Origin of the sequence: Serratia sp. TMDUHS_CL, assembly GCF_037137105.1 — a bacterium.
Classification (GTDB): domain Bacteria; phylum Pseudomonadota; class Gammaproteobacteria; order Enterobacterales; family Enterobacteriaceae; genus Serratia; species Serratia nevei.
In genome coordinates this window covers 36,681-62,431 of sequence record NZ_JBBBDV010000009.1, presented here as the reverse complement: position 1 = coordinate 62,431, position 25,751 = coordinate 36,681, and the positions used below count along the sequence as shown (strand labels likewise).

At 60.5% G+C, this 25,751-nt stretch carries 23 protein-coding genes, 1 tRNA gene and 1 pseudogene; 17 read left to right on the top strand and 8 right to left on the bottom strand.

From position 1 onward, the window contains the following. The first annotated feature begins 14 nt into the window (after nt 1-14). On the top strand, nt 15-1,028 hold the full coding sequence (locus WCL58_RS16850; protein ID WP_060440238.1) for an Ldh family oxidoreductase: 1,014 nt from the start codon (nt 15-17) through the stop codon (nt 1,026-1,028). 46 nt (nt 1,029-1,074) lie between these two features. On the opposite strand, the gene WCL58_RS16845 is transcribed toward WCL58_RS16850, so the two are convergent. The 3 genes from WCL58_RS16845 to WCL58_RS16835 all read right to left on the bottom strand — a co-directional run bounded on the left by WCL58_RS16845 (nt 1,075) and on the right by WCL58_RS16835 (nt 3,257). Continuing rightward, nucleotides 1,075-1,755: a hypothetical protein gene (locus WCL58_RS16845; protein WP_141958761.1), complete on the bottom strand. Its 681-nt coding sequence runs from the start codon at nt 1,753-1,755 to the stop codon at nt 1,075-1,077. A 177-nt stretch (nt 1,756-1,932) separates the two neighbouring features. Then, on the bottom strand, nt 1,933-2,361 hold the full coding sequence (locus WCL58_RS16840) for a universal stress protein (RefSeq protein ID WP_033642623.1): 429 nt from the start codon (nt 2,359-2,361) through the stop codon (nt 1,933-1,935). Nucleotides 2,362-2,540: 179 nt separating this feature from the next. After that, the gene (locus tag WCL58_RS16835; RefSeq protein WP_060440239.1) at nt 2,541-3,257 is read right to left on the bottom strand and encodes an autoinducer binding domain-containing protein; all 717 of its coding nucleotides are present in this window, start codon (nt 3,255-3,257) and stop codon (nt 2,541-2,543) included. A gap of 334 nt (nt 3,258-3,591) precedes the next feature. On the opposite strand from WCL58_RS16835, the gene WCL58_RS16830 reads away from it, so the two are divergent. The 7 genes from WCL58_RS16830 (at nt 3,592) to WCL58_RS16800 (ending at nt 10,665) form a co-directional block, all read left to right on the top strand. Next, a complete protein-coding gene (locus WCL58_RS16830; protein WP_084826459.1) occupies nt 3,592-5,121 on the top strand; it encodes a 3-hydroxyacyl-CoA dehydrogenase NAD-binding domain-containing protein in 1,530 nt (509 codons plus the stop codon). Nucleotides 5,122-5,130: 9 nt separating this feature from the next. Next, complete coding sequence (locus WCL58_RS16825; protein ID WP_336851408.1) at nt 5,131-6,342, top strand: acetyl-CoA C-acyltransferase; 1,212 nt, start codon at nt 5,131-5,133, stop codon at nt 6,340-6,342. Nucleotides 6,343-6,357: 15 nt separating this feature from the next. Beyond that, nucleotides 6,358-7,569 carry a 5-aminolevulinate synthase gene (gene hemA / locus WCL58_RS16820; protein WP_197832769.1) on the top strand — a complete coding sequence of 404 codons (1,212 nt, stop codon included), beginning with the start codon at nt 6,358-6,360 and terminating at the stop codon, nt 7,567-7,569. Further along, nucleotides 7,566-8,738 carry an MFS transporter gene (locus WCL58_RS16815; RefSeq protein ID WP_336851407.1) on the top strand — a complete coding sequence of 391 codons (1,173 nt, stop codon included), beginning with the start codon at nt 7,566-7,568 and terminating at the stop codon, nt 8,736-8,738. Before hemA ends, WCL58_RS16815 begins: the two co-directional genes overlap by 4 nt. Beyond that, nucleotides 8,731-9,450: an enoyl-CoA hydratase-related protein gene (locus WCL58_RS16810; protein ID WP_197784619.1), complete on the top strand. Its 720-nt coding sequence runs from the start codon at nt 8,731-8,733 to the stop codon at nt 9,448-9,450. The genes WCL58_RS16815 and WCL58_RS16810 overlap by 8 nt, the downstream gene beginning before the upstream one ends. 122 nt (nt 9,451-9,572) lie before the next feature. Continuing rightward, a complete protein-coding gene (locus WCL58_RS16805) occupies nt 9,573-10,139 on the top strand; it encodes a GNAT family N-acetyltransferase (RefSeq protein ID WP_149572206.1) in 567 nt (188 codons plus the stop codon). Continuing rightward, on the top strand, nt 10,123-10,665 hold the full coding sequence (locus WCL58_RS16800; RefSeq protein WP_197812656.1) for a hypothetical protein: 543 nt from the start codon (nt 10,123-10,125) through the stop codon (nt 10,663-10,665). The genes WCL58_RS16805 and WCL58_RS16800 overlap by 17 nt, the downstream gene beginning before the upstream one ends. A 128-nt stretch (nt 10,666-10,793) precedes the next feature. On the opposite strand, the gene WCL58_RS16795 is transcribed toward WCL58_RS16800, so the two are convergent. Continuing rightward, nucleotides 10,794-11,096, bottom strand: coding sequence for a putative quinol monooxygenase (locus tag WCL58_RS16795; protein ID WP_084826462.1), 303 nt, complete (start codon nt 11,094-11,096; stop codon nt 10,794-10,796). 383 nt (nt 11,097-11,479) lie between these two features. Here WCL58_RS16795 and WCL58_RS16790 point away from each other — a divergent pair, with 383 nt between their 5' ends. Continuing rightward, on the top strand, nt 11,480-12,793 hold the full coding sequence (locus WCL58_RS16790) for an MFS transporter (protein ID WP_142109657.1): 1,314 nt from the start codon (nt 11,480-11,482) through the stop codon (nt 12,791-12,793). 74 nt (nt 12,794-12,867) lie between these two features. Further along, the gene (locus WCL58_RS16785) at nt 12,868-13,371 is read left to right on the top strand and encodes a DedA family protein (RefSeq protein WP_060419625.1); all 504 of its coding nucleotides are present in this window, start codon (nt 12,868-12,870) and stop codon (nt 13,369-13,371) included. Between the two features lie 220 nt (nt 13,372-13,591). On the opposite strand, the gene WCL58_RS16780 is transcribed toward WCL58_RS16785, so the two are convergent. Further along, nucleotides 13,592-13,667: transfer RNA gene (locus WCL58_RS16780), tRNA-Lys, on the bottom strand. 349 nt (nt 13,668-14,016) lie between these two features. Here WCL58_RS16780 and cycA point away from each other — a divergent pair. Next, nucleotides 14,017-15,417: a D-serine/D-alanine/glycine transporter gene (gene cycA / locus WCL58_RS16775; protein ID WP_070913933.1), complete on the top strand. Its 1,401-nt coding sequence runs from the start codon at nt 14,017-14,019 to the stop codon at nt 15,415-15,417. A 51-nt stretch (nt 15,418-15,468) separates the two neighbouring features. Here the strand turns inward: cycA and WCL58_RS16770 are convergent. Beyond that, nucleotides 15,469-16,392: pseudogene (locus WCL58_RS16770) on the bottom strand (DMT family transporter). A 67-nt stretch (nt 16,393-16,459) separates the two neighbouring features. Here WCL58_RS16770 and WCL58_RS16765 point away from each other — a divergent pair. The 6 genes from WCL58_RS16765 to WCL58_RS16740 all read left to right on the top strand — a co-directional run bounded on the left by WCL58_RS16765 (nt 16,460) and on the right by WCL58_RS16740 (nt 21,408). Further along, nucleotides 16,460-17,035, top strand: a complete 576-nt coding sequence (locus WCL58_RS16765) for a helix-turn-helix domain-containing protein (protein WP_060440248.1) — start codon at nt 16,460-16,462, stop codon at nt 17,033-17,035. 117 nt (nt 17,036-17,152) lie between these two features. Next, nucleotides 17,153-17,623 carry a helix-turn-helix domain-containing protein gene (locus tag WCL58_RS16760; RefSeq protein ID WP_049272896.1) on the top strand — a complete coding sequence of 157 codons (471 nt, stop codon included), beginning with the start codon at nt 17,153-17,155 and terminating at the stop codon, nt 17,621-17,623. Nucleotides 17,624-17,709: 86 nt separating this feature from the next. After that, the gene (wrbA, locus tag WCL58_RS16755) at nt 17,710-18,309 is read left to right on the top strand and encodes an NAD(P)H:quinone oxidoreductase (RefSeq protein ID WP_049201633.1); all 600 of its coding nucleotides are present in this window, start codon (nt 17,710-17,712) and stop codon (nt 18,307-18,309) included. 236 nt (nt 18,310-18,545) lie between these two features. Next, entirely contained in the window at nt 18,546-18,860 is a 315-nt protein-coding gene (locus WCL58_RS16750) for a hypothetical protein (protein WP_016928271.1), read from the top strand. A gap of 134 nt (nt 18,861-18,994) precedes the next feature. After that, nucleotides 18,995-20,455, top strand: coding sequence for a TrkH family potassium uptake protein (locus WCL58_RS16745; RefSeq protein ID WP_060419630.1), 1,461 nt, complete (start codon nt 18,995-18,997; stop codon nt 20,453-20,455). 152 nt (nt 20,456-20,607) lie between these two features. After that, nucleotides 20,608-21,408, top strand: coding sequence for a DNA/RNA non-specific endonuclease (locus WCL58_RS16740; RefSeq protein WP_038875289.1), 801 nt, complete (start codon nt 20,608-20,610; stop codon nt 21,406-21,408). A gap of 49 nt (nt 21,409-21,457) precedes the next feature. Here the strand turns inward: WCL58_RS16740 and WCL58_RS16735 are convergent, their stop codons facing one another. After that, nucleotides 21,458-24,538, bottom strand: coding sequence for a MexW/MexI family multidrug efflux RND transporter permease subunit (locus WCL58_RS16735; protein WP_141958747.1), 3,081 nt, complete (start codon nt 24,536-24,538; stop codon nt 21,458-21,460). Nucleotides 24,539-24,548: 10 nt separating this feature from the next. Further along, nucleotides 24,549-25,634: an efflux RND transporter periplasmic adaptor subunit gene (locus WCL58_RS16730; RefSeq protein ID WP_141958745.1), complete on the bottom strand. Its 1,086-nt coding sequence runs from the start codon at nt 25,632-25,634 to the stop codon at nt 24,549-24,551. Nucleotides 25,635-25,751 lie beyond the last annotated feature (117 nt).

The window sequence follows — 25,751 nt, the reverse complement described above, 5'->3', positions numbered from 1 at the left end:
GGGAGGACATCAAGATGACATCCATGCACGTTCTGTCGCTGGAACAGGCTTATCAACTGGCGTTGCGCGCACTGCGCAGCAACGGTTTCAATCAGGCGCATGCCGAGGCGGTAGCGCAAAATGTCACCCAGGGTGAACGCGACGGCTGCGCTTCGCACGGGTTGTACCGGCTCTTGGGCTGCGTGCGATCGCTGCAGGCAGGCAAGGTTTCTGCCGATGCGATACCCAGGCTGTTCGACCAGGCGCCGGCTATCTTGCGCGCCGATGCCGGCGGCGCGTTTTCTCTGCTGGCCTACCGCACCGCTCTGCCGGCCTTTATCGATAAGGTGCGCACCAACGGTATCGCCGCGTTGACGATCAACCGCTGCGTGCACTTCTCCGCGCTGTGGGCCGACATCGAACCGCTGACCGAGCAGGGGTTGGTGGCCTTGGCCTGCACGCCCAGCCACGCCTGGGTGACGCCGGCCGGCGGTTCGCGCCCGCTGTTCGGCACCAACCCCATTGCCTTCGGCTGGCCGCGCCCGGATCGGCCGCCGTTTTTGTTCGACATGGCCACCAGCGCGACGGCACGCGGCGAAATCGAATTGCATCGCCGCGCAGGCACCCCGCTGCCTGAAGGCTGGGGCATTGATAAGGCAGGCAATCCGTCCACCGATGCCGCCAGCGTGTTGGAGGGCGCAATGCTGACCTTCGGCGGACATAAGGGCTCGGCGCTGGCGGCGATGGTTGAATTGTTGGCCGGGCCGCTGATCGGCGATATGACCAGCAAGGAATCGCTGGCCTACGACGACGGCACCGGTTCGTCGCCTTACGGCGGTGAGCTGATCATCGCGTTGGATCCTGAACGTTTTCTCGGTGCGGATAAGGCGAAATATTTCGCCAGCGCAGAGGCGATGTTTGCTGATATGCAGGCGCAAGGCGCACGCATCCCCGGCGAACGCCGTTATCGGCAGCGGAGGCTGAGCGAACAAGACGGCGTGGAGATCCCCAGAACGCTGTTCGACGAAATCGTGGCGCTGTGCGATTAGCGCCGGATTGATTCCCTCGCGCCGGCAATTCGGCGCGAGGCGAGTTTTACCCTGCCTGAGCCAAGTCGCTGTGCAGACGCTTGCGCCATACAGGTTTGGTATCCCAGCGGGCGAAGTGTTTCGCCTCTTTACCCGACTGCACCTGATGCCACATGTCTTCTTGCCACCGGATCGGTTCCTTTCCTCGCAACGTTGGGCGGGTCTGTTTAATCGTCCGTTGCAAAATGCCCGCTTCCTTAGCGGTAATGGGCGGCGCCTGTCTGGCGGCGTCCAGCGCCCGGCGGCCCAACGGCTCCATCACCCGGTACAACACGTTGACCTGCTGCTGCGTCGCCTGCTGGTTAGTGCTCATCCCCTTACCCGACCAACCGTCGAAATTTTCACCGGGATCGTCTCCCTGCGCACGATATTCATTACCCGGCCCCTCGACGATATTCCATCCTTGCCAGGTCACCAAAGTGTGTAATCCATCGCGATCCTGCAGGTTTTTATTCTTGATCTGTTTGAGCACCTCGGCGCGGTTTGGCACACCGATCAGGTTCATAAACTCGTCCAGCGCGTCCCAATGCTGCCCCGCGATCAGACCATTCCAGACATTACGCAAACAGTTCCAGGGAATGGTGTGATGCCAGGTCAGCGTGATAAGCGGTTTGGTTGACGCGTGTTGCCAACGGCTCGGTTCACTGCCCCGATCGCCTCTGATGATCCCATCGACTTCTAATGGCATGGCTGCCCCTCTTCTGGCTGAGATGAAGAATATGCGCAAGGCCGGTGGCCCGGTTGGCATAAAAACGTCAGCTAAAATCGTAGCAGCTCAGGCTGAGATGGCAATAAAACGCCAGGCACGCTCTGCAGCCGACCGGCAAACGCAGAACGCGCCCGAAAACGGTGGGCTTAAAACGGATTATCTGACGACCATCACCGAAATATTGGCATGGCGAACGATAGCGGCAGCGTTAGACCCCAGCAGATAGGTTTTCACGCTCGGGCGGCGCGAACCGATGATGATCAGATCGGCGTCGATCTCTTCCGCCAGCTCCAGCGCCTGATCGCGCGCAGAGCCGAAGCTGACGGTGTAATTGAGGCGATCCAACGGCAGATCGATTTCCGACATGATTTTCTTCAGCTTCTCGACCGCCTTCACTTCCGCCTGATTCTCAAATTCCTTGAGGCCGAACGAATAGGCAGTCACAAAAGCCGAGGCATCCGGCAGCGCATGGAAGAAATGCACTTTAGCGCCGGACATCTTCGCCAAATATTCCACATGCTTCAGCGCATGTTCGGTCAACAGGTCCTCTTCAATATCGATCGGCACCAAAATAGTCTTGTACATATCACGTCCTTTCTATGTAAACCGGGTGCCTACAGAATACTGCCGCGCACGGGCGCGGTGAATCGCTTTATCACGCTTTTGTGATCGGGGGTAAATACTGATAAGGATAGTTCTTAATTTAACAAAATATAAACATCACACCAATAACGGATAGGCGATTAATTATTTAGTACTCGAGATTAAATCAGCTGCAAATAAACCGCTTTGGCGGTGGCGGCGGTCTTATTAGCGACAGAAAGTTTTTTAATCGAGTTGCCGATATGGAAATTGACCGTGCGCTCGCTCACCCCCATCAACAGCGCGATCTCTTCCGCCGTTTTCCCTTCGCTGCACCAGCGTAAAATGTCTTTTTCACGTAGCGTCAGCACATCTTTTATCGCGTCGTCGTTCACCGAGATCAAGGCTTCACGCAGCGTTTTATGGGCGGTTTGCGCCAGCCAAAGAAAAAAAGTTTCATTTACTGCGCGCGCTTGCGGCGCTTGCTCGGGTAGTGCTTTACCGGCAAACGTCAGGATCCCCAGCCGGCCATAGCAATCCTTAACCGACTGCGACCAACCTGCGCACAGGCCGAATTGCGCCATATGCCGCCAAAGCGTCGGCCGCTCGTGATAAAAGCTTTCGTCCCACTGGAACTGCAGCGTGGAATGGTGAGCGCGCTCAATAACCGGATCCTGCAAATACACCCGCTGCCGCCGATAATCCTCGAGATAGTTCGCTGAAAAATTCCCTTCGATCAGCATCTTGGGGCGGCTGGCCGGATAACAGGAAAACACGATGTAGGAGAAATAATCAAACCCCAGCGCCTCGGCGCAGGGTTCCAGCTGCGTCAGAAAGCATTCGCGATCGGCCAGGCTGCCAATCACCTCCGCCATGAGCCGTTGAGTGCGGGTATCCATAACGCAGGTTCTCCAGATAGCGATGCCGATTTATCGATAGGTCAGACTCACTATAGAATATCGTCGCCCGGCGCCAGTAGCCGTTTCATATAATAAAAAATACCAACGCTATAACGAAAACAGCTATTCCCTTTAAAATAAGCCTTTTATTGCACCGAATTGGAAAACTGCGCGAATAGCATAATCTCCTCGGCACGTAAACCTGTCATTTCTACCGTTAGACAGCCGGGACACCGCCAATTACTTTCCAGACAGGCACCCAGTGCCGCCGTAAATCCAAAGAGATAATAAGCATTTGCGAATTTCGCATGGCATACAGTGACGGGGATTTTCTATGGCAGAAAGTAATGCGGCAATTCAGTCGGCTGCGATTATCGGCGCGGGAACGATGGGCAGAGGCATCGCTTATCTTTTCGCGCAAAAAGGCATTCGCACGGTGCTTTATAATCGCAACGGCAATACCCTCAGTCAGGCTCGCGACTATATCGAGCTAGACCTGAACAAGAAAGTCGAACAGGGCAAGATCGCGCTGCAGGATAAAGGCGCGGTGTTGGCCAATCTGGTGTTCACCTCGGTATTTGAGACCATTGCCGACAGCGAGCTGGTGATAGAAACCATCGCCGAGCAAGAGCAAACCAAACTTGAGGTGCTGGCGACCATCGCCGCTGCAGTCAAGCCCGACACGCTGATCGCCACCAATACCTCCTCACTGTCGCTAAATAAGCTGGCAACCGCGGTGACGCACAGCGAGCGGTTTATCGGTTTGCACTTTTTCAACCCCGCGCCGCTGATGAAACTGATTGAAATCATCCCGGCCTACTGTACCGCACACGCCACCACGGAGCGTTGCCGCCAGCTGGTGGCCGCGTTGGGGAAACGTGACGTCGTCTGCCAGGCCACGCCGGGGTTTATCGTCAACCGCATGGCCCGCCCCTACTACCTGGAAGGGTTCCGCCTATTGGAAGAACACGTGGCGCGCGCGCCGCAGATCGACCGTGCCCTCAAGGCCGGTGGGCACTTTCGTATGGGGCCACTCGAACTGACCGATTTTATCGGCCAGGACATCAACTATCAGGTCAGTCGGCAAATCTGGCAGGACATGCAATACGACGCGCGCTATACCCCCGGCCACCTGCAGCGTTCGCTGGTCGATGCCGGTCTATTGGGAAAAAAGAACGGCCGCTCCTATTTTGCCGTCGAAGAAAACGCCCCGCCGGTGATGGCCGCCACCGATGCAGACATTGAGACGCTACACGTTTACGGCGAACACCCTTTTTTTACCCTGTTACAACAGCGGGCCGCGCTTCAGTGGCCACGGCTGCGCGTGGAACAACGGCAGGCATTACCGGGCCTGGGGCCGGCCGTCCGGATCAATGACGCTTTCACCATCAGCATCACCGATGGCCGCACGGCAAACCAGCTGGCCGAGCAGACGGCGGCCGACGCTTTTGTGGTCGATGTTGCCCTGAATTACGCCGACACGGCGTATCTGGTGGCAGCGCACAGCCGCCACGCCTCTGGGGCCAATAAAGCGCTGTTCTTACGCCTGCTGCACACGGCAATCCCGCAGGTTGAATTTATCAAGGATTCCCCGGCCTTGATCGTCGCCCGCGTCCTCAGCAGCCTAATCAACGAGTCGGTGATCATGGTGGAAAGCGGCGTCTGCAGCCGGGAAGACATCGATGTCGCCGCCGTCGCCGGCGTTAACTACGCCGACGGCATTTTCGGCTGGCTCGATAGCCTGGGGGAGAAAAACGTCAGGACGACGCTGAGCAACCTGGCGCAGTTGCTGCACGCGGCGCGCTATGCGCCGCATTACACCCTTCTGCACGCCGCGCAACCGGCGCTGACGACCACGCCTTAAGGATTAATGATGAGCATTCAAGATGACGGCGTTTATCTGATCGACGGCACGCGCACGGCGATCGGCACCTATGGTGGCAGCCTGGCGCATACCCGCCCCGACGACATGGCGGCAACGATCATTCGCAGTCTGCTGCAGCGCCATCCGGCGGCGGAAACGAGCCTGGACGAGGTGGTTCTGGGCTGCGCCAACCAGGCCGGCGAGGACAACCGCAATGTCGCCCGCATGGCGGCGCTGCTTGCCGGACTGGATCCGTCGGTGCCGGCCATCACCCTCAACCGCCTTTGCGCCTCCGGGTTGGATGCCGTGATCTACGCCGCGGCAAAAATCCGCAGCGGCCTTAGCGAACTGATTCTGGCCGGCGGCGTGGAAAGCATGAGCCGCGCGCCCTATGTGCTGAGCAAGGGCGAAACGCCGTTCGACAAAGGCGTGAAGCTGTACGACACCACGCTGGGATGGCGCTTTGTTAATCCGCGGCTGGCGGAGCGCTACGGCAGCGATCCGCTCGGCATCACGGCAGAAAACGTGGCTCAACGGCAGCATATCTCACGCGAGGAACAGGATCTGTTCGCGCTGGCCTCGCAGCAAAAGGCTCGCCGGGCGATCGACAGCGGCCGGCTGGCACGGGAAATCACGCCCGTAGACGTGCCGGCGGATCGTAAAACGACCCGCATATTCGCGCAGGACGAGTTTCCCCGGCTCAGCACGCTGCAACAGTTGCAGACGCTGAAACCGGCGTTCTCCGCCGGCGGTACAGTCACGGCAGGCAACGCTTCCGGCATCAACGACGGCGCCGCCGTGCTGCTGCTGGCTTCCGGGCGCTACGTGAAGCGTCAGGGGTGGCAACCTCTGGCGGAGATCGGCGACAGCACGGCCGCCGGGGTTGAACCTGCTCTGATGGGGCTGGGGCCGATCGCCTCCACCGAGCGCTTACTGCAGCGCGGCGGGTTCACCTTGAACGACTTCGACATCATCGAGATTAACGAAGCGTTCGCCTCACAGGTCCTAGCGGCGCTGAAACACTGGCGTATCGACGCCAACGACGCGCGGGTTAACCCGAACGGCGGCGCCATCGCGCTCGGTCATCCGTTGGGGATGTCCGGTGCGCGCCTGGTGCTGTCGGCGGCGCTGGAATTACGCGACCGACAGGCGAGCAACGCATTGGTGACGATGTGCGTCGGCGTCGGCCAGGGTCTGTCACTAAACCTTAAAGCCGTTTAACACAAGGAATATGCGATGAGCGTACTGAACATTCTTGAAGAAAAGCTGGCGGAAACCAAAAAACAGGGGCGTTTTCGCGAGTTCCTCAACCTTGAGCGCGGCGTGCAGGACAAACCTTGGGCCACCAGCCACGGGCACCACGGCGAGCGCCGTCTCAACGTCTGGTGCTCGAACGACTATCTGGCGATGAGCCACCACCCCAAAGTGCTGCTGGCCACCACCGACGCGGTTAACCGGGTCGGGCTGGGCACCTGCGGCGCCCGCAGCATTTCCGGCACCTCGGTCTACCACAGCGAGCTGGAAACGCTGCTGGCCAGCGCCTACGGCAAAGAGTCGGCCCTGCTGTTCACCACCGGTTTCGGCGCCAACGACGCCACCTTATCCACCCTGTGCGACGCCATTCCCGATCTGATCGTGTTCTCCGACGAGCTGAATCACGCCTCGATGATTTACGGTATCCGCTACAGCAAAGCGGAGAAAAAGATCTTCCGCCACAACGATGTGGCACACCTCGCCGAACTGCTGCAGGCCGCCGATCCGGCGCGGCCAAAGCTGATCGCCTTCGAGTCGCTGTATTCCATGGACGGTGACTTTGCTCCCCTGGCACAGATCGTGGCGCTGGCGGAGCAGTATCAGGCGCTGACCTATCTCGACGAGATCCACTCCGCCGGCGTCTATGGCGAACGGGGGCTGGGCTACGCCGAACAGCTGGGCCTGCTGGATAAAATCACCATTATTCAGGGCGGGTTCGGCAAATCTTACGGTGCGGCGGGCGGCTATATCGCCGCGCCCCGCTCGGTGGTGGAGGCGGTGCGCAGTTGGGCGCCGGCATTCGTCTTCAGCACCTCGTCACCGGCGCCGGTGGTGGCCGCCGCGCTGGCCAGTTTTAAATACAACCTCGAGCATGACACCCAGCGCAAGCATCTGCTGGCGATCGTCGATCACCTGAAAACCGGCCTGCGCGCCGCCGGCATCCCGCTGGTGTCGGCCGACAGCCATATCCTGCCGCTGCGGGTCGGCGATCCCCATCGCAACAAACACATCAGCCAGGTGCTGCTCGATGAGCATGATATCTACGTACAGCCGGTCAATGCACCAACGGTGCCCGCAGGCAGCGAGCGGCTGCGGGTGACGCCAACCTCGGCGCATTCCCATGCCGACGTGGAGACGTTCCTGGCGGCGCTGGGACGGGTCTGGGCAGCGAACGATCTGCGGAGGGCGGGATGAAGTTAGCGGATTATAACGGCCATCTGGTCACGCTTTGTCTGATGGCGACCGGCACGTTCGCCATCGGCACCGACGCCTTTATCGTCGCCGGCGTGCTCAGCGACATTTCCGACACCTTTGCCGTCAGCCCCGCGCAAGCGGGGCAGTTGATATCGGTATTCGCGCTGGCTTATATGCTGTTCGCCCCCCTCACCGCCTGGCTGCTGGGTAACGTCAACCGCAAGCATATCCTGCAGTTGGCGCTGGTGCTGTTCATCGCCGGCAACCTGGCCTGCGCCTGGGCCACCAGCTACCTGCAGATCTCGTTTGGCAGAGTGCTGGCGGCATTGGGGGCGGCCTGTTACACGCCACAGGCCGCTGCCGCTGCGGTGGGGCTGGTGGCGGAAAAGCGTCGCGGCCTGGCCATTTCCATCGTCTATGGCGGTATGACGTTGGCTATTGCGCTCGGCATTCCGTTTGGTACCTTTCTCGCCAAACTGATCGGCTGGCGTGAAATCTTTCTGTTCATCGCCCTGCTGGGAGCGATTGCGCTGCTGGGCCTTTCGCTGGCGCTGCGCGCCATTGCGCCACCGGGCAAGCTTTCGCTGAAAGAGCGGCTCGCTCCGCTGCGGCAAAAGGCGGTGCTGACTACGCTGCTGATCACCTTTTTTGCCGTTTGCTCGGAACACATCGTGTATAGCTACGTCAGCGTATTGCTGAAAAACACCCAGTTCGGCCCGCAGGCGATCCTGCCCCTCGCGCTGCTGGTGTTCGGCATTGGCGCGGTGATCGGCAATTTTGCCTCCGGCGCGCTAACCGATGCCTTCGGCAGCAAGTTCGTGCTGCTGTTTTCCGTGGCGATCCAGACGCTGTCCCTGTTCCTGCTGGCCTTTTATGTCACTTCCCCCTGGTGGGTACTGGCCATCTTCCTGGTCTGGGGCATTACCGGCTGGATGTATCTGGTGCCGATCCAACATCACCTGTTGTCGCTGTCGAAACGCTTTGGCGCACTGACCGTGTCGCTCAACAGCTCGGTGCTGTACGCCGGCATCGCGGCGGGCGGCATGCTGGGCGGCCTGACGCTCTACGCGCTGCCGGCCCATTACCTGCCGCTGTTTTCGCTGCCGCTCGGCGCCATCGCCCTGCTGCTGACGCTGCTGTTTTTCCGGGGAGAGACCAACAATGAATGAAGCCCTCCCGGTGCTTTATGAGCGCCATGGCGAGCTGGTTGCGGTCATCACCCTCAATCGGCCGGAAAAAAAGAACGCCATCAACCTGCAGATGGCCGAGCTGATCCGCACCTACCTGCGGCAGGCAGATAACGATGACTCGGTGCGCGCGATCGTCCTGGCCGGTCAACCGGCGGTATTTTCCGCCGGCATGGATATCAACGCCTTTCATAAGGGTGAACTGCCCATTGTCACGCCGGAGGGGTTTGGCGGGCTGATCCATGCACAGATCGCCAAGGTGATCATCGCCGCCGTTGATGGCATCGCTTACGGAGGTGGCTTTGAGCTCGCCCTGGCCTGCGATCTGATCGTCGCCGGCCAGGGCGCACGCTTCAGCTTCCCCGAAACCGGGCTCGGGTTAGTCGCCGCACAAGGCGGGTGCGCGCGCTTGCCGGCGCGAGTTTCTCCCTATGTCGCACTCGACTGGCTGCTGACCGGCAGAATCGTCGATGCGCAGGAGGCGTTATCACACGGCGCCATTTCCCGTATCAGCGAGGGGACGGCCCGGGAAGAAGCACTGCGCATCGCCGAACAGATCGCCGGAAAAGATCTTGCCGCCAGCCAAACGGTTAAGGCCATCGTGCGCCAGGGGCTGGCACGGCAGGAAGCTCCCTCATTCGATTTTCAACAAGGCCCGGTCGAGCGCCTGCGTCAGGCTGCCGCCCGCCGATAATACCCCTGCCGGTTCGCCTGAACCGGCATTTCCGCTTTTCCGCCACAGCTCATTTTACGCAGCCCACCTCTCGGCGCTGGGCTACACTGCCGGTAACCCTAATGCGCTGATAAGGAAAAACAATGCGCCCTTTGCCTCTGCTGACCCCCAGGCTGATCCTGCGCCCGTTCACGGCCGACGATCTGCCCCACTTTACCGCCTACCGCAGCCACCCGGACGTGGCGCGCTACCAAAGCTGGAGCGACTACGGCGCCGCCGACGCGCAGGCCTTTTTCGAACGGCAGCGGCGGCTTGAGTTCAATCGTGACGACAGCTGGTTTCAACTGGCGGTCGAGCGCCGCGATGACGGCGCGTTGCTTGGCGATGTCGCGGTGCATTTCTTCGATGCGGGGCGCCAGGCTGAACTGGGCGTGACCTTCGCGCCCAGCCATCAGCGGCAAGGGATGGCGCACGAGGCACTGAACGCCGTCATCGCCCTGCTGTTCGGGCCGCTGGCGAAGCACCGCATTACCGCAGTGGTGGACGCCCGTAATCTTGGCGCCGCCGCGCTGTTCGGCAAGCTGGGTTTTCGGCGCGAGGCCCATTGGCGGCAAAACGTGTTTTTTAAAGGCGCGTGGGGCGACGAATTCGGTTTCGCTCTGCTGCAAAGCGAATGGCGGGAGAATGCAAAGCATGGCGCTGCTGAATAAATACCTTGGGCAATACCAGTTCTCGGAGCGGCATGCCATCACCATCGCCGCACCGCCGGCCCAGATACTGGCGGCCGTGGCCGCTTACGATCCCAAGCACGATCGCTTCTTCCGCAGCATGATAGCGCTGCGCGAATTGCCTGCACGGCTGATGCCGCGCGATAAGCCCAGCCCACCGCCGTTTGGCCTGCATAACTTTTGCCTGCTTGAGCGGGATGAAACGGCGCTGGTCTATGGCCTGATCGGCCGCTTTTGGCAGGCCGAATACGGTCTGGAGGACGTCGCCGACGGGCCGGGGTTTCTGGCCTTCGCGCAGCCCGGCGTCGCCAAACTGGCGTTGGGTTACGTCGTGACCCCTTTGCCGAGCGGCCACTGCAGCCTGGTAACGGAAACGCGCATCTTCTGCCCCGACGACGCCAGCCGACGGCGGTTTATTCTCTATTGGTATACTATTCGCCTGGTGAGCGGGTTGATACGGCGCCGTATGTTGCACGCCATCAAAACCGCCAGCGAAGCCCCCACCTAATACATTCATTTAGTGAATGCGTTTAGGAGCATTCTCAGAGCATGCCTCAAGTAATAAGGTTATTTTTTAACCACTACAAAATGCATTGAGAAGCCATTAGCCCCGCCCCCCTGCGGGGCTTTTTTCATCTAGTCGCCGTTCAAACCGGGAAATACCTGCATAAACAGGAAGGTGCAAGGCTTGCGCTGATGCTGATTGATCTGCGGCACCAGCCGGGTGAAATGCTCAGTCTGGCAATGCACATCCAGGGCGGCGCGATCCGGCCAGCTTTCGATAAAAATAAAATGCCCGGGGTCCTGCTGGTCGATGCACAGTTCATAACTGATGCACAGCGGTTCTTGACGGGTTTTCTCCACCAGCTCGCGATACCATGGCATAACGGTTTCAATGTGTTCCGGCTGGATAAAGTCTTCAGCGATGACCTTCAGCATGTTGCGCTCCTACATTCTGTTTTGCCGTGCCTCACCTTATCGTCCTCACTCCCGAGATGAAAGCACCCTACTCCAGGCCTATCGCCGGGTTGCCAATTCGGTGATAGCGCACACAGATCTCGATCAAAGCGCTTGAACCTACCCTGGCCCTGTGTGAACTTCCGGTTAACAAAAAAGCAACACACCATTCACCATGGTGATGTCTGCACCACCCTGCCGACCCGATACGCGGCGTTTTTTTCGCCCTTAAAGGCCTGACCATTAGTCCTTTAGACCTTTAAGGATCGCGAAAAGAAACCGTGGTTACCGTCGTGTTGAGGGCAACGGCATCAGGACGGTCCTGTGACCGACGCTTGTCATTCTCAGAAGAGAGGTTAACGCCAGTGAATCACACCACCTATGCCGCTCCTGCGCTCAACGTCGCCATTCGTAAAACCTGGCGCAGGCTGGTGCCATTGATGTTCGCCATGTACTTTATCGCCTTTATCGACAGGGTTAACGTCGGCTTTGCCAAGGACGCGATGGCCATCGATATCGCGCTGTCGCAATCCGCCTTCGCATTGGGTGCCGGGATATTTTTTGCCGCCTATGCGCTGTTCGGCATCCCGGCCAACCTGCTGATGAATCGCTGGGGCGCCAAACGCTGGCTCAGCGCCACCACTGCGCTGTGGGGGGCGCTGTCGGCCTGCACCGGGCTGGTGACCAACGAACAACAGTTTATCGTCCTGCGGTTTCTGCTGGGGATCGCCGAGGCCGGGTTTTACCCCGGCATCCTGCTGCTCGCGTCGATCTATTTTCCCAATAAGGTGCGCGCCTCGGTCATTGGCATTTTCGTGCTCGGCGTGCCGGCGGCCCTGACGCTCGGCTCCCCGCTGTCGGGGGCATTGCTGGAGATGCACGGCGTACTGGGTAAGCCCGGCTGGTTCTGGATGTTCGTGCTGGAAGGGTTGCCGGCCGTCGCCCTCGGCGTCTTCGCCTTTTTCTATCTCGACGATAGCCCGCAGCAGGCCCGCTTTCTGACTGAGGAAGAGCGCACGGCGCTGGTCGCACAGTTGGCCGCCGAACAGCAGCAGACCGAAACCAGCAGCGTCAAAGCGGCGATGAGAAGCGGCAAAGTTTGGCATCTGGCGTTGATCTACGGCACCCTGCAGATCGGCGTGTACGGCCTGATGTTTTTCCTGCCTTCGCAGGTCGCCTCGCTGATGGGCACCCATCTCGGCTTCAAGGCCTCGCTGGTGGCCGCCATTCCCTGGGCGTTCTCTGCGCTGGGCGTCTATTTTCTGCCGCGCTTTGCCGACAGAAACCCCGCAAGAAGACTACCGATCGCCGTCGCCTGCATGGTCGCGGCGGCGTTAGGGCTGGTGGTCTCTTCCTATGCCGGTCCTTTGCTCGCTATCGCCGCACTGAGCTGTTGTGCAGTCAGTTTCCTGGCGGTACAGCCGATTTTCTGGACGTTTCCCGCTCAGGTGCTCACCGGCCCGGCGCTGGCGGCCGGCATCGGCTTTTGCACCACGCTCGGCGCGGCGTTCAGCTTTTTAGCCCCGCTTATCCGCACCGAGGCGGAACAGCGTTTTCACAGCCCGCATGCCGGGCCGCTGGTGCTGGCCGCCTTTGCACTGCTGTGCGCCGCGCTGTTGTGGGCGCTCAAAAACCGGCGCGCCGACGTGAGCAAGCAAGACGCAAAGATTGCCGGATAGCGGCGCGTTATTTAGCCATTATTGAACCTGCGGATGGGACACTGGCATTCAGCCTCCTCGCCCACAGGTGTTAAATGGATGAATTGACGCACATTATCGCCAAATACAGCCCGGAGCCGGAGATGTTGCTGCTGCTGATTTTCCTGTTTGCGCTGGGTAAATCCGTGATCTTCGTTTCCTCCGTCCTGCCGCCCGCCTCGGTCACGCTGCTGATGGGCATCGTTGCGGGCAAGCACGCGCTGCCTGTCGGCACCGTTTGGGCGGCCATCACCCTCGGGGCCGCGCTGGGATCGATCTTGTCGTTCCACTGCGGCGCGCTGCTATGCCGCCGCGATCTTGGCAGCCGGCTACCGGCGCGTTTTCATGCTCCGCTGCACAAAGCCCAGCGCGCCCTGCAAAAGCGCGGGTTGCCATTGCTGTTCGCCTCGCGTTTTCTGGCGGTAATGCGCTATACCGTACCGCTGATGGCCGGCATGCTGAAGCTGCCGCTGGGGCGCGTCTATGCCACCGCCGCACTCTCGGCCGCCGCCTGGGCGCTGATCTTGATGTCGGCTGCGCATTTATTCCCCGCATCTTGACCTGAAAGATTCTTGGGCAAATGGCCGCCCCATGCGCCGACGTTGCGCCAGCGCACAGCCTCTCTTGCCGTATAAACTGCCGTGCAACACCGCAGTTTGCGCCAGATCACCTTTCTGAACATCAGTCGAAAAATGCGAATTTTTTTGCAGAATGCGCGCTTATAACGGCGCAATGCGGGAAGAAACGGAGAAAAGCCTGGGCGTAACACGCTGATTTGGTTGGTGGGTGGTACAGGGTTCGAACCTGTGACCAATTGATTAAGAGCCAACTGCTCTACCGACTGAGCTAACGACCCAACGAGATAAATTGTCCTCCTCGCCAATGCCGCTGTCAAACGCTTACACTCATTACTTTTTCTCATGCGAATTTTACAACCCTTTGTTTAATCAACGAGATAAGCCGCATAAGGTCTATTAATCCCACCTTTTGAAGAGTAATCTTCCGCTCCCTGAACGTCCGATTTGCCTCCTCCGTGTAAAGATTGATCGACTTTTATCCCGCGTATAAATGTTGTAAACATGTTGCACAAAGGTGGCGTTATTGCACTACCTTACTAAAGCCGGGCCAACCGGATAAATGTATAAAAAAGAGCCACTTCAGAGCTCGCGACTTCACTAATGACAGGTAAAACAGGACATCATCAGATGGTAGATCACTCTAAAATAGCGACTGACGCGACGCCCGCTTCAGAAGATCATCTACGGCGAAACCTCACTAACCGACATATTCAACTGATCGCCATCGGCGGCGCCATCGGCACCGGTCTGTTTATGGGCTCAGGTAAAACCATCAGCCTGGCCGGCCCTTCGATCATCTTCGTGTACATGATCATCGGCTTTATGCTGTTCTTCGTGATGCGCGCCATGGGCGAGCTGCTGCTGTCCAATCTGGAATACAAATCGTTCAGCGATTTCGCTGCAGATCTGCTCGGCCCGTGGGCCGGTTTCTTCACCGGCTGGACCTACTGGTTCTGCTGGGTGGTCACCGGCATCGCCGACGTCGTGGCGATTACCGCCTACGCCCAGTTCTGGTTCCCCGGGCTGTCGCAATGGATCGCTTCGCTGCTGTGCGTGCTGTTGCTGCTCGGCCTTAACCTGGCGACGGTGAAGATGTTCGGCGAAATGGAATTCTGGTTTGCGATGATCAAAATCGTCGCCATCGTCGGGCTGATCGTCGCCGGGCTGGTGATGATCGCCATGCAGTTCCAGTCGCCGACCGGCACCGTGGCCTCATTCACCCATCTGTGGAATGATGGCGGCATGTTCCCGAAAGGCATCAGCGGCTTCTTCGCCGGCTTCCAGATTGCGGTATTCGCCTTCGTCGGCATTGAGCTGGTGGGCACCACCGCCGCAGAAACCAAGGATCCGGAGAAATCGCTGCCGCGCGCCATCAACTCGATTCCGATCCGCATCATCATGTTCTACGTGTTCTCCCTGATCGTCATCATGTCGGTGACGCCGTGGAGCTCCGTGGTGCCGGACAAGAGCCCGTTCGTTGAACTGTTCGTGCTGATCGGCCTGCCTGCCGCGGCCAGCGTGATCAACTTCGTGGTGCTGACCTCCGCCGCCTCCTCCGCCAACAGCGGCGTGTTCTCCACCAGCCGCATGCTGTTCGGGCTGGCGCAGGAAGGCGACGCGCCAAAATCGTTCGCCACTCTGTCCAAGCGCGCGGTGCCGGCCAACGGCCTCACCTTCTCCTGCATCTGCCTGCTGGGCGGCGTGGTGCTGATTTACCTGATCCCGAACGTGATGACGGTCTTCACCCTGGTGACCACCGTATCGGCGATTCTGTTCATGTTCGTTTGGACCATCATCCTGTGCTCGTACCTGGTCTACCGTAAACAGCGCCCGGCGCTGCACCAGAAATCGATCTACAAGATGCCGGCCGGCAAACTGATGTGCTGGGTGTGCATGGCGTTCTTCGTGTTCGTGCTGGTGCTGCTGTCGCTGCGCGAAGACACCCGCCAGGCGTTGATCGTCACCCCGCTGTGGTTCATCGTGCTCGGCCTGTCTTACGTGTTCCTGCGCAAGAAGAAAACCGCATGATGCAAAAAGGGGCGGATATCTCCGCCCCTTTCTTCTTTCTAAGCCTCTGCGCTAATCCGCTTCCGTCGCCACCGCCGCTTTATCCTTGCGCCGCACGCGCAGCTCGCTGACCACCACCCCAATCACGATCAACGCGCCCCCCAATAACGCCACGCCCGGCAAACGCTCGCCGGCCAACCGCCCGACGATGCCGGCCCAGACCGGTTAGCCGGCGTAAATCACCGTGGCCCGCGTCGGCGAAACGCTGCGCTGCGCCCAATTCATGGTCAGCTGAATCAAGGCGCTGGCCAGCCCCAGCCCAATGGCGCTGTACAGCAGGTAATCCGAGTACGGCGGCGGCGACTCACCGGTCGGCGCCATCATCAAAAACGAAGCCAGCGAGGCGGTCGCCAGCTGCACGATGGTCACCCGGCGGATATTGACCTTACCGGCGAAAGCGCCGATCAAAATGATCTCTGCCGCCATGCCCAACGTGCCGGCCAGCGTCAGAATTTCGCCGAGGCTCAGCGTCATGTCGGTGCTGCTCGGCGCCGCCAGCAGCATCAGGCCGGTAAAGGCCAACAGAATGCCGATCCACGACATGATGCCGGGGAACCGCCCCAGCACCAGCCATTGCAACAGTGGCACGATCGGCACGTACATGGCGGTGATAAACGCCGATTGGCTGCTGGTGATGCTCTGCAGGCCGACGGTTTGCATACTGTAACCAAACATAATCGCCAGCCCAATCAGCCCGCCCGCCTTCAGTTCATACAGGGTCAGGCCGCACAACACGCGCAGCGAAAACAGGGTCAGCGCCAGCGTAGCGGTGGCGAAACGCAGGCCGACGAAAAAGAACGGCCCGCTGACCTGCATCGCGTGATGCACCGCCAAAAAGGTGCCGCCCCAGATCATGGTGATGAAAATCAACACCGCTTCCGGCAGCCTGATTTGCGGAACCACGGCGGAAATAAAGGATTTTTTTGCTGCTGACACCGGCTTGCCCTTCCTGCTGAGTGCAATATAATGCACAGATCCTGCCAGTATGAGATAAAGTCCGGCGATGAGCAATACGGCGCATAACGCAAAAACCGATCCCCCCAAGGTGCTGCAGTACCTGAGCAGCAATCTGCGCGGCTACCGCCAACAGGCGGGCCTGAGCCAAATGGCGCTGGCCGAGCTTTCCGGCGTCAGCCGCCGCATGTTGGCGGGCATCGAGGCCGGCGATCGCAACGTCAGCCTGGCGGTGCTCGACAAGATCGCCGCCGCCCTGGCGATTTCCTTTACCGACCTGATCCAGGCACCGGAGGCGCGCGGCAGCCATATGGTCGGGGAATTGGCCTGGCAAGGCGCGCAGCCGGGCAGCCAGGCGCTGTTCGCCGCCAGCGTACCGGCGCGGCAGCGGGCCGAGCTGTGGGAATGGACGCTGATGCCGGGCGAGCGCTATGACTCTGCGCCGGACGCCGAAGGCTGGAGCGAAATGATCTACGTGATTGCCGGTACCCTGACGCTGGAGCTGGAACAAGATACGCTGACGCTCACCGCCGGCGCCGCGCAAACCTTCAACAGCGATCAACGCTACGCTTACGCCAACCACGGCGACCTGCCCCTGCGTTTTATCCGCAACGTCGCCTTCTGACCGCCCGCCGGCCCGCACCGGCGGCGGATGTCGTGTCGCTGTCGTGCCGCTGTCGTGGCGCCGCCAACCCGCTCGCCCTACACTGAATGACAGTGACAGCGAACTCAGGAGTGCACCATGCAAAAGTACCGCATCAGGCCATTACGTCTGGAAAAAGGCTGGTCGCAGGAGCAGCTGGCGACGATCGCCGGCCTCAGCACCCGCACCGTCCAGCGGATAGAAAACGGTGAACAGGCCAGCCTGGAAACCTTGACCGCGATCGCTGCCGCGCTGGGCGTGCAGGTCAGCGATCTCAATGCGCAGCCGCAACAGGCAATGGAGGAGGAGACGCCTGACGAACAGCGCATTCGTCGCCAGGTCGCGGCAGAAGGCAAACTGCTGAGCATGGCGGTACGTTTCGCCGTGATTGGCGTGATGTTGTTCGCCATCAACTGGTTTACCCATCCGCAATATCTCTGGTCGCTGTGGGCGATCGGCGGCATGAGCCTCGCGCTGGTCATGCGGGCGGTGCGTACCCTGCTGCTGCGCAATGTCTTCAGCCGCTGGCAGGAACAGCGGCTGGCGCACAAGCTGCGGCGCTTGCCCTGAATCCGCCATTCGACAAAACCAAATTCGTCATTCGCTTCTATGCTTATCAAGGGTTTTTGTTAATCATCTGAGCGGGAGTACGGAACATGACGAAAGTGTTGGTGCTTTATTACTCAATGTACGGCCATATCGAACACCTGGCGCAGGCGGTGGCCGAAGGCGCGAATCGGGTTAACGGCGTGGACGTGACGATTAAACGCGTGCCGGAAACCATGACGCCGGAGGCCTTTGCCAAAGCCGGGGGCAAACAACATCAGCAGGCGCCGGTCGCCAGCCCGCAGGAGCTGGCGGACTATGACGGCATTATCTTCGGCACGCCGACCCGCTTCGGCAATATGGCCGGGCAGATGCGCACCTTCCTCGATCAGACCGGCGGCCTGTGGGCTTCCGGCGCGTTGTACGGCAAGGTAGGCAGCGTCTTCTCTTCCACCGGCACCGGCGGCGGCCAGGAACACACCATCAGTTCCACCTGGACCACGCTGGCGCACCACGGTTTCATCATCGTGCCGATCGGCTATGCCACGCCAGAGCTGTTTGACGTTTCGCAGGTACGCGGCGGCACCCCGTATGGCGCCACCACCATCGCCGGCGCCGACGGTTCGCGGCAACCGAGCAATGAAGAGTTGACCATTGCCCGCTATCAGGGCGAGCACGTGGCAAAAATCACCGCCAAGCTGAAAAGTTAGGCACCCTCCTGCGCCTGTGATTCAAAGGGCCGCGCATTCGCACGGCCCCATCTTGTTGCCGACCCGCCGCAAGGTTAGAATGCCCCTCCCCCGGCCATTCAGCGTCTGAAGGCCAGGCCCGAATTCGTTCTGCCCGTCGCTTGTCAGCCTTAGGCGCGAGGACGGGCGTTCTGTTTTTTGCGCACAGCGAAGGGAATAAGTCAGTGTCTAAAGATTTTGATGAACTAATAAGAGACATGGATCTTATTATTGAAAATGTAGACAGCTTCAAGGCTCTGGCTCCGCGCGCGCCCGAGCCGGCTCCGGCCCCGCCGCCGCCGGTTCATCACTACGATTCGTTCTGCGAGAACATCGCGCTGAAAGTGGTCTTGAAGGTGCTGCTGTCTTCGGTGGACAAGATAGTCAAGGTGCAAATAGCCAACAAGGTCGAGCAAGAGATCGCCCAGATTGAACAGCAGGTGGTGCGCGCCGGCGGCGGCCCGGTGTCGCCGGACGATCTGGCGCAAATGACGCACTATGTGCGCCGCACGGTCAACGACCTGCTGGAATAACGTCTTCCCCGGCAGGCTCACCGGCCATATTTATTCGGCGATATGAATTTTTACGCTATTTTTATATCGCCTGCTTTATGCTTGATACACTTCAATAAATTGACACATTGTCGGCAGGCATTCCGAGCAACAGCATGGTCAGAACCAAACAAATCCTGGTCGTCATTCATCTTTGCAGCTTTTTGGTCCTTCTTTACAGCCTTTCGATGATCCCACCCCTGCTGATGGGCCTGTTGTATAAAGAAAAAAGCGCCTTCTCATTCTTCTATACCCTGGTGGTGGCCGCCACGCTCGGCGGATTGGGCTGGTTCAGCACCCGCCAGTCGAAAGTGCAGTTGCGCACTCAGGACGGCTTTCTGATCATCGTGATGTTTTGGCTGCTGTTTTCCGCGATCAGCGCCCTGCCGCTGTGGCTGGATGATACGCTGAACGTCCGGCTGGTCGACGCGATGTTTGAGGGAGTCTCCGGCATCACCACCACCGGCGCCTCGGTGCTGAATGACGTCTCGAACGTGCCCAAATCGGTCCTCTACTACCGTTCCCAGCTCAATTTTATCGGCGGCCTCGGGGTTATCGTGTTGGCGGTGGCCGTGCTGCCGCTGCTGGGCATCGGCGGCGCCAAACTTTACCAGTCGGAAATGCCCGGCCCGTTCAAGGAGGAACGCCTGACGCCACGCCTGGCCGATACCTCGAAAAACCTGTGGTTGATCTACCTTGGGCTGGGGTTGGCCTGTACCGTCGCCTTTCGTCTGGCGGGCATGCCGTGGTTCGATGCGTTATGCCACGGCATTTCCACCGTTTCGCTCGGCGGATTTTCCACCCGCAACGAAAGCCTGGGGTACTACGACAGTTCGGCAGTGGAAATGGTCGGCGGCATTTTCTCTATTCTGGCGGCGGTGAACTTCACGCTCTATTTCGTGGCCGTCGGCCGCCGCAGCCTGAAACCGCTGTACCGCAGCCCCGAGCTGCGCTTTTTCCTGTTGATTCTGGCCATCGTCGTGGCGATCGTGTGTATCGAGCTATACCGTTCAGGCATGTACGGCGCCAAAGACGCCTTCGTGCACGGCTTTTTCCTCACCAGCTCGATGATGACCGACAACGGCCTGGCGATTGCCGATTACACCCGGATCCCGTCCCATACCATCATGCTGCTGCTGGCGGCGAGTTTCTTCGGCGGCTGCGTCGGCTCCACCTGCGGCGGCATTAAAGCACTGCGTTTTCTGATCATGTACAAGCAAAGCCGGCTCGAGATCAACCAGCTGGTGCATCCCAACGCCATGTATACCATCAAGGTCGGCAATGCACCGATCCAGGATCGAACGCTGCGCTCCGTTTGGAGCTTCTTCTTTCTCTATGTACTGTTCACCTGCTTGTTTATCTGGCTGCTGAATCTGATGGGCTATGATCTGGTCACCGCCTTCGCCACCGTCGCCGCCTGCATCAACAATATGGGGCTGGGGTACGGAGAAACCGCCGCCGGTTTCGGCACGTTGAACGATGCGGCGAAATGGCTGATGTGCGCCGCCATGCTGCTCGGCCGCCTCGAGATCTATCCGATGCTGATCCTTTGTTCACGCGCATTTTGGCGTTTTTGATCGGCCAAGCGGCGTGTAAGGCGCCGTTCCGCTCTGCTAACGCTGACACATTCGCAACATGAATATGTTGCATTGTTGTATTCGTTTCACTGCGATAAGTTTAATTCACTGTAAATATATACAGTATTTTTTAACTTATTGAGGATATGAATATGCGCTTTAACAACAAGATGTTGGCCCTGGCCGCCCTGCTGTTCGCCGTACAGGCGTCGGCCGACACGCTCGAATCCATCGACAACTGCGCGGTCGGCTGCCCGACCGGCGGCAGCAGCAACGTGTCGATCGTGCGTCATGCTTATACGTTGAACAACAACAGCACCACCAAGTTCGCCAACTGGGTGGCCTATCACATCACCAAAGACACGCCGGCCAGCGGCAAGACGCGCAACTGGAAAACCGACCCGGCGCTCAATCCGGCGGATACCCTGGCGCCCGCCGATTACACCGGTGCCAATGCGGCGTTGAAGGTCGATCGCGGCCATCAGGCGCCGCTGGCCTCGTTGGCGGGCGTTTCCGACTGGGAATCGCTGAACTACCTGTCCAACATCACGCCGCAAAAGTCCGATCTTAACCAGGGCGCCTGGGCGCGGCTGGAAGATCAGGAACGCAAGCTGATCGATCGCGCCGATATCTCCTCGGTCTATACCGTGACCGGGCCGCTGTATGAACGCGATATGGGCAAACTGCCGGGCACCCAGAAAGCGCACACCATCCCCAGCGCCTACTGGAAGGTGATTTTCATCAACAACAGCCCGGCGGTAAACCACTATGCCGCCTTCCTGTTCGATCAAAACACGCCGAAGGGCGCCGATTTCTGCCAATTCCGCGTGACGGTGGACGAGATCGAGAAGCGTACCGGCCTGATCATCTGGGCCGGTCTGCCGGACGACGTGCAGGCCTCGCTGAAGAGCAAGCCCGGCGTCCTGCCGGAGCTGATGGGCTGCAAAAACTGACGAAAAAACCCGCCTCGGCGGGTTTATTTTCCATCCGGGCGCCGGCGGTTTATTCCGTCAGCGCCTTTTGCGCGGCGGCCAACTCACGCTGCCGGGGCGACGCTACCGCGTGATCGCGCGCCAGCAGCGTATACACCGTCGGCAGTACAAACAGGGTGAACAGCGTGCCCACCAGCATGCCGGACACGATCACCAATCCCAGACCGAAGCGGCTGGCAGCCCCTGCGCCGCTGGCGAAGAGCAGCGGGATCAAGCCGAACACCATCGCCCCGGTGGTCATCAGCACCGGCCGCAGGCGAATTTGCGCCGCCTGCAAAATCGCGGCGCGCCGCGTCAACCCCTGATGCATCTGCAGTTCGTTGGCGAACTCCACCATCAGAATACCGTGCTTGCTAATCAGCCCGATCAGGGTCACCAGCCCGACCTGGGTATAAATATTCATCGTGGCGTAACCCAGCGCCAGCGGCAATAAGGCGCCGCAGATCGACAGCGGCACGGTGATGAGGATGATCAGCGGATCCTTCAGGCTCTCATACTGCGCCGCCAGCACCAGGTAGATGATCACCAACGCCGCCAGGAACGCGAACGCCAGCGCGCTGCCTTCCTGGGTATATTGGCGCGAATCCCCCTGCCAGTCGTGGCTAAATTCGGCCGGCAGCGCATTGGCCTGCCGCTCGAGGAAGGCGACCGCTTCGCCCATCGAAACGCCAGGCGCGGGGATGGCCTGCAGGGTGGCGGCGTTCTGCTGGTTAAACTGGGTCAGCTTGTTCGGCTCGACCTTAACGGCCACCGACACCACGGTGGAGAGCGGCACCAGCGTATTGTCCTGCGTGCGAACGAACTGCCGCGCCAGCGCCTGCGGCGTCAGCCGCTGTTCGCGCAGGCTCTGCGGGATCACATCATAGGCGCGCCCGTCCATGCCGAAGCGGTTGAGGTAGTTTTCCCCCACCAGCACCGCCAGCGATTCGCCGATGTCGCTCATGCGGATCCCGAGGCTGTTGGCCTTGGCACGGTCGATATGCACCTCCGCCAGCGGGTTGTTGTAGTCCAGATCGCTGTCCACCACCATAAACAGGCCGCTGTTTCTGGCGTTCTGCTTCACCTCTTCCAGGGTGCGGTACAGCTGCGGGTAGTCCTGCGGCGTACGCAGCACCATCTGCACCGGCAGCCCGCCGGTGGAGCCCGGCAGCGCGGGCAGTTGGAAGGCGAAAATGCTGGTGCCTTCGACGTCGTTCACCGCCCGTTGCAGATCGGCCTGCACCGCCGACGCCGAGCGCTGGCGCGCCTGCCACAGCGTCAGGTTGATGCCGCCGATGCCGGACGCGGTGCCGTCGCTGCCGTTGATGATCCAGCGGCTTTCGGTTTCCGGCATGCGGTTGTAAACCTCGTCCAGCTTGTACGCAAAACGCTCGACATAGTTCAGGTTGGCGTGCTGTGGCGCCTTGATGGCGGTCAGTACGATGGCCTGATCCTCGGTCGGCGCCAGCTCGCGCTGCGGCATCAGGTACAGCAGCGGCAGGCTGATCATCACCAGCAGAGCCAGCACGCCGGTCACCCAACGGTGGTGCAGCGAGAAATCCAGCGCGCGCGCATAGCGCCGCGTCAGGCCGCCGAAGAACCACTCGGCGGCGCGCGCCACGCGCCCTTCGCTCTGTTTGGCCGGCAGTAGAAGAGAACTCATTACCGGCGACAGCGTCAGCGCGACTACGCCGGATACCACCACCGCGCCGGCTAGCGTCAGCGCGAACTCGCGAAACAGCGCGCCGGTCAGCCCGCCCATCAGGCCGATCGGCGCGTAGACCGCCGCCAGCGTCAGGGTCATGGCGATCACCGGCCCCGCCACTTCGCGCGCGCCGATCATCGCCGCCGCCAGCGGCGTTTTCCCCTCTTCAATATGGCGATGCACGTTCTCCACCACCACGATGGCGTCGTCCACCACCAGACCGATCGCCAAAACCATCGCCAGCAGCGTCAGCAAATTGACGCTGAAGCCGAAGGCCAGCATCAGCCCGGCGGCGCCAAGGATCGACAGCGGAATGGTCACCACCGGGATCAGCACGGTGCGCAGCGACCCCAGACACAGGTAGATCACCGCCACCACGATCGCCAGCGCTTCGAGCAGGGTATGCACCACTTCATCGATCGAGGCCTGGATAAAGCGTGCGGTTTCGAACGCCAGCGCCATCTTCACGCCCGGCGGCTGCATCTTGTCAATTGCCGGCATCAGGTGACGAATGCCGTCGACGATCACCAGCGGGTTGCCGGTCGGCGTGGGGAAGACGCCGAGAAACACCGCCGGTTCGCCATCCATCAGCGCGCTGGTTTCCGTGGCTGCGGCGCCCAGCTCCACGGTGCCGACGTCTTTCAGGCGCACCAGGCCGTTGCCGTCGTTGCGCACCACCAGATTACGGAACTCCTCCACGCTGGTGAGATCGGTATTCACCCGCACGTTGGCAACCACATACTGCCCTTTCACCTTGCCCGGCGCCGCCTGGTAATTGTTGCGCCGCACCGCGTCGGCCACGTCGGCGGCGGTCAGGCCGCGGCCGGCCAGCCGATCGCTGTCCAGCCACAGGCGCATCGCCATTTTTTGCCCGCCGAACACTTCCACCTTGGCGACGCCGTCGATAGTGGTGAACATCGGCTCCACCACCCGCGTCAGGTATTCGCTCAGCGCCGGCGTGGACAGCGTTTTACTGGAAAAGCCGACATAGGCGACGGCGGTAGCTTCACCGGCGGAGCGCTCAATCACCGGATCGTAAGCCTGCTCCGGCAGCTTGTAGCGCACCTGGTTGACCTTGGCCATCACTTCAGTCAAGGCCTGGGTCGAATCGCGGTTCAGCGCCATGCGCACCGTCACCACGCTGCGCCCCTGCACCGACGAGGATGAAAGGTAGTCAACGCCCTCGACGGACGACACCGCCTGGGCGATCGGCTGCGTGACAAAGCCCTGCATCAGCTCGGACGACGCACCGGGATAGTCGGTGCTGATGGTGATGGTGGAGTTTTCCAACAGCGGGTATTGACGGATCGGCAGTTGGCTGAGCGCCAGCGCGCCGAACAGCAGGATCAGGGTGCTGACCACCAGCGCCAGCACCGGCCGGCGCACGAACAGATCGGTAAATGTCATCGGTCTCTCCTCAAGAACCGGCCTGGGCGGCGTTCAACGTATCCTGCGCCACCGGCTCGGCCGCCATGCCGTCGCTCAGCTTGAGCTGGCCCGAGGTCACCACCCGATCGCCTTCCTGCAGGCCGCTGACGATCTCGACGCGCCCGTCGTTGCGCTCACCCACGGCGACCGAAACGCGTTTGACCGTCATGCCCTTTTCACCCTGCTGCGCCAGGAACACGGTATCGCCGTAGGCCGTGTAGGTCAGCGCCGTTTCCGGCACCGTCAACACCGCCACGCGCTGCTGCTGCGTGACGCGAATGCCGGCGTACATGCCGGCCTTCAGCAACCCCTGGCGGTTGGTCAACGTCGCCTGCACCTGCACGGTGCGGGATTTGCCGATCATCGGATCGATAGCGGTAATGGCGGCGGGGAATGCGCGATCGGGATACGCCCCAACCTGCACCGACACCGCCTGCCCCAGCGCCAGCCCGGCGCTGCTTTGTTCGTCCAGCGAGAAGTTGACGCGCAGCGTATCGGCGTCCACCAGGTTCGCCACCGCGTCGGCGGCGTTGAGGTATTGCCCTTCATGCACGCGGCGAATGCCGATGGTGCCGGCGAACGGCGCGCGGATCGCCTTTTGCGCGATTTTGGCCTGCGTTTCCTGCACCGCACCGAGCGCCATATCCCGTTCAGCCAGCGCATCGTCCAGCTGTTGCCGCGCGGTGGCGTTGAGGTTCATCAGCTTGCGCATGCGCGCCAACAGCAGATCGGCATTGCGCAATTGCGCCTGCAGGCGCACCAGCTCAGCCTGCTCGACCGCATCGTTGAGCTGCACCAGCAGTTGCCCCTGCCGCACCGTTTGGCCGGATTCGAACAGAATGCGCGTGATGCGGCCGCTGGTCTCCGCCGCCACTGCCACCTGGCTGGCCGCCTCCAGCTCGCCCACGCCGGCGTAACTGCGCGCCGCCTGTTCACGCAGGGCGGGCGCCAGCGCCACTTTCACCGGTGGATAGGCCGGCGCGCCTTCGTTTTGCCGCGCGGTGGATCGCATCGCAACGGCGGCGGCGGCGAGCGCCGCCAGCAGCGCGGCAATAATGAGGTATCGTTTCATCATGTAACGGTTTCTTCCTGATTTTACAGCCAAAGCCATCCTTCCCCCGACGCAGCGCAGGCAGGTGACGAGAGATGCCGGTTGCCAAGCCCGGCTGGCTGCACTATAAAACCTCAGGTT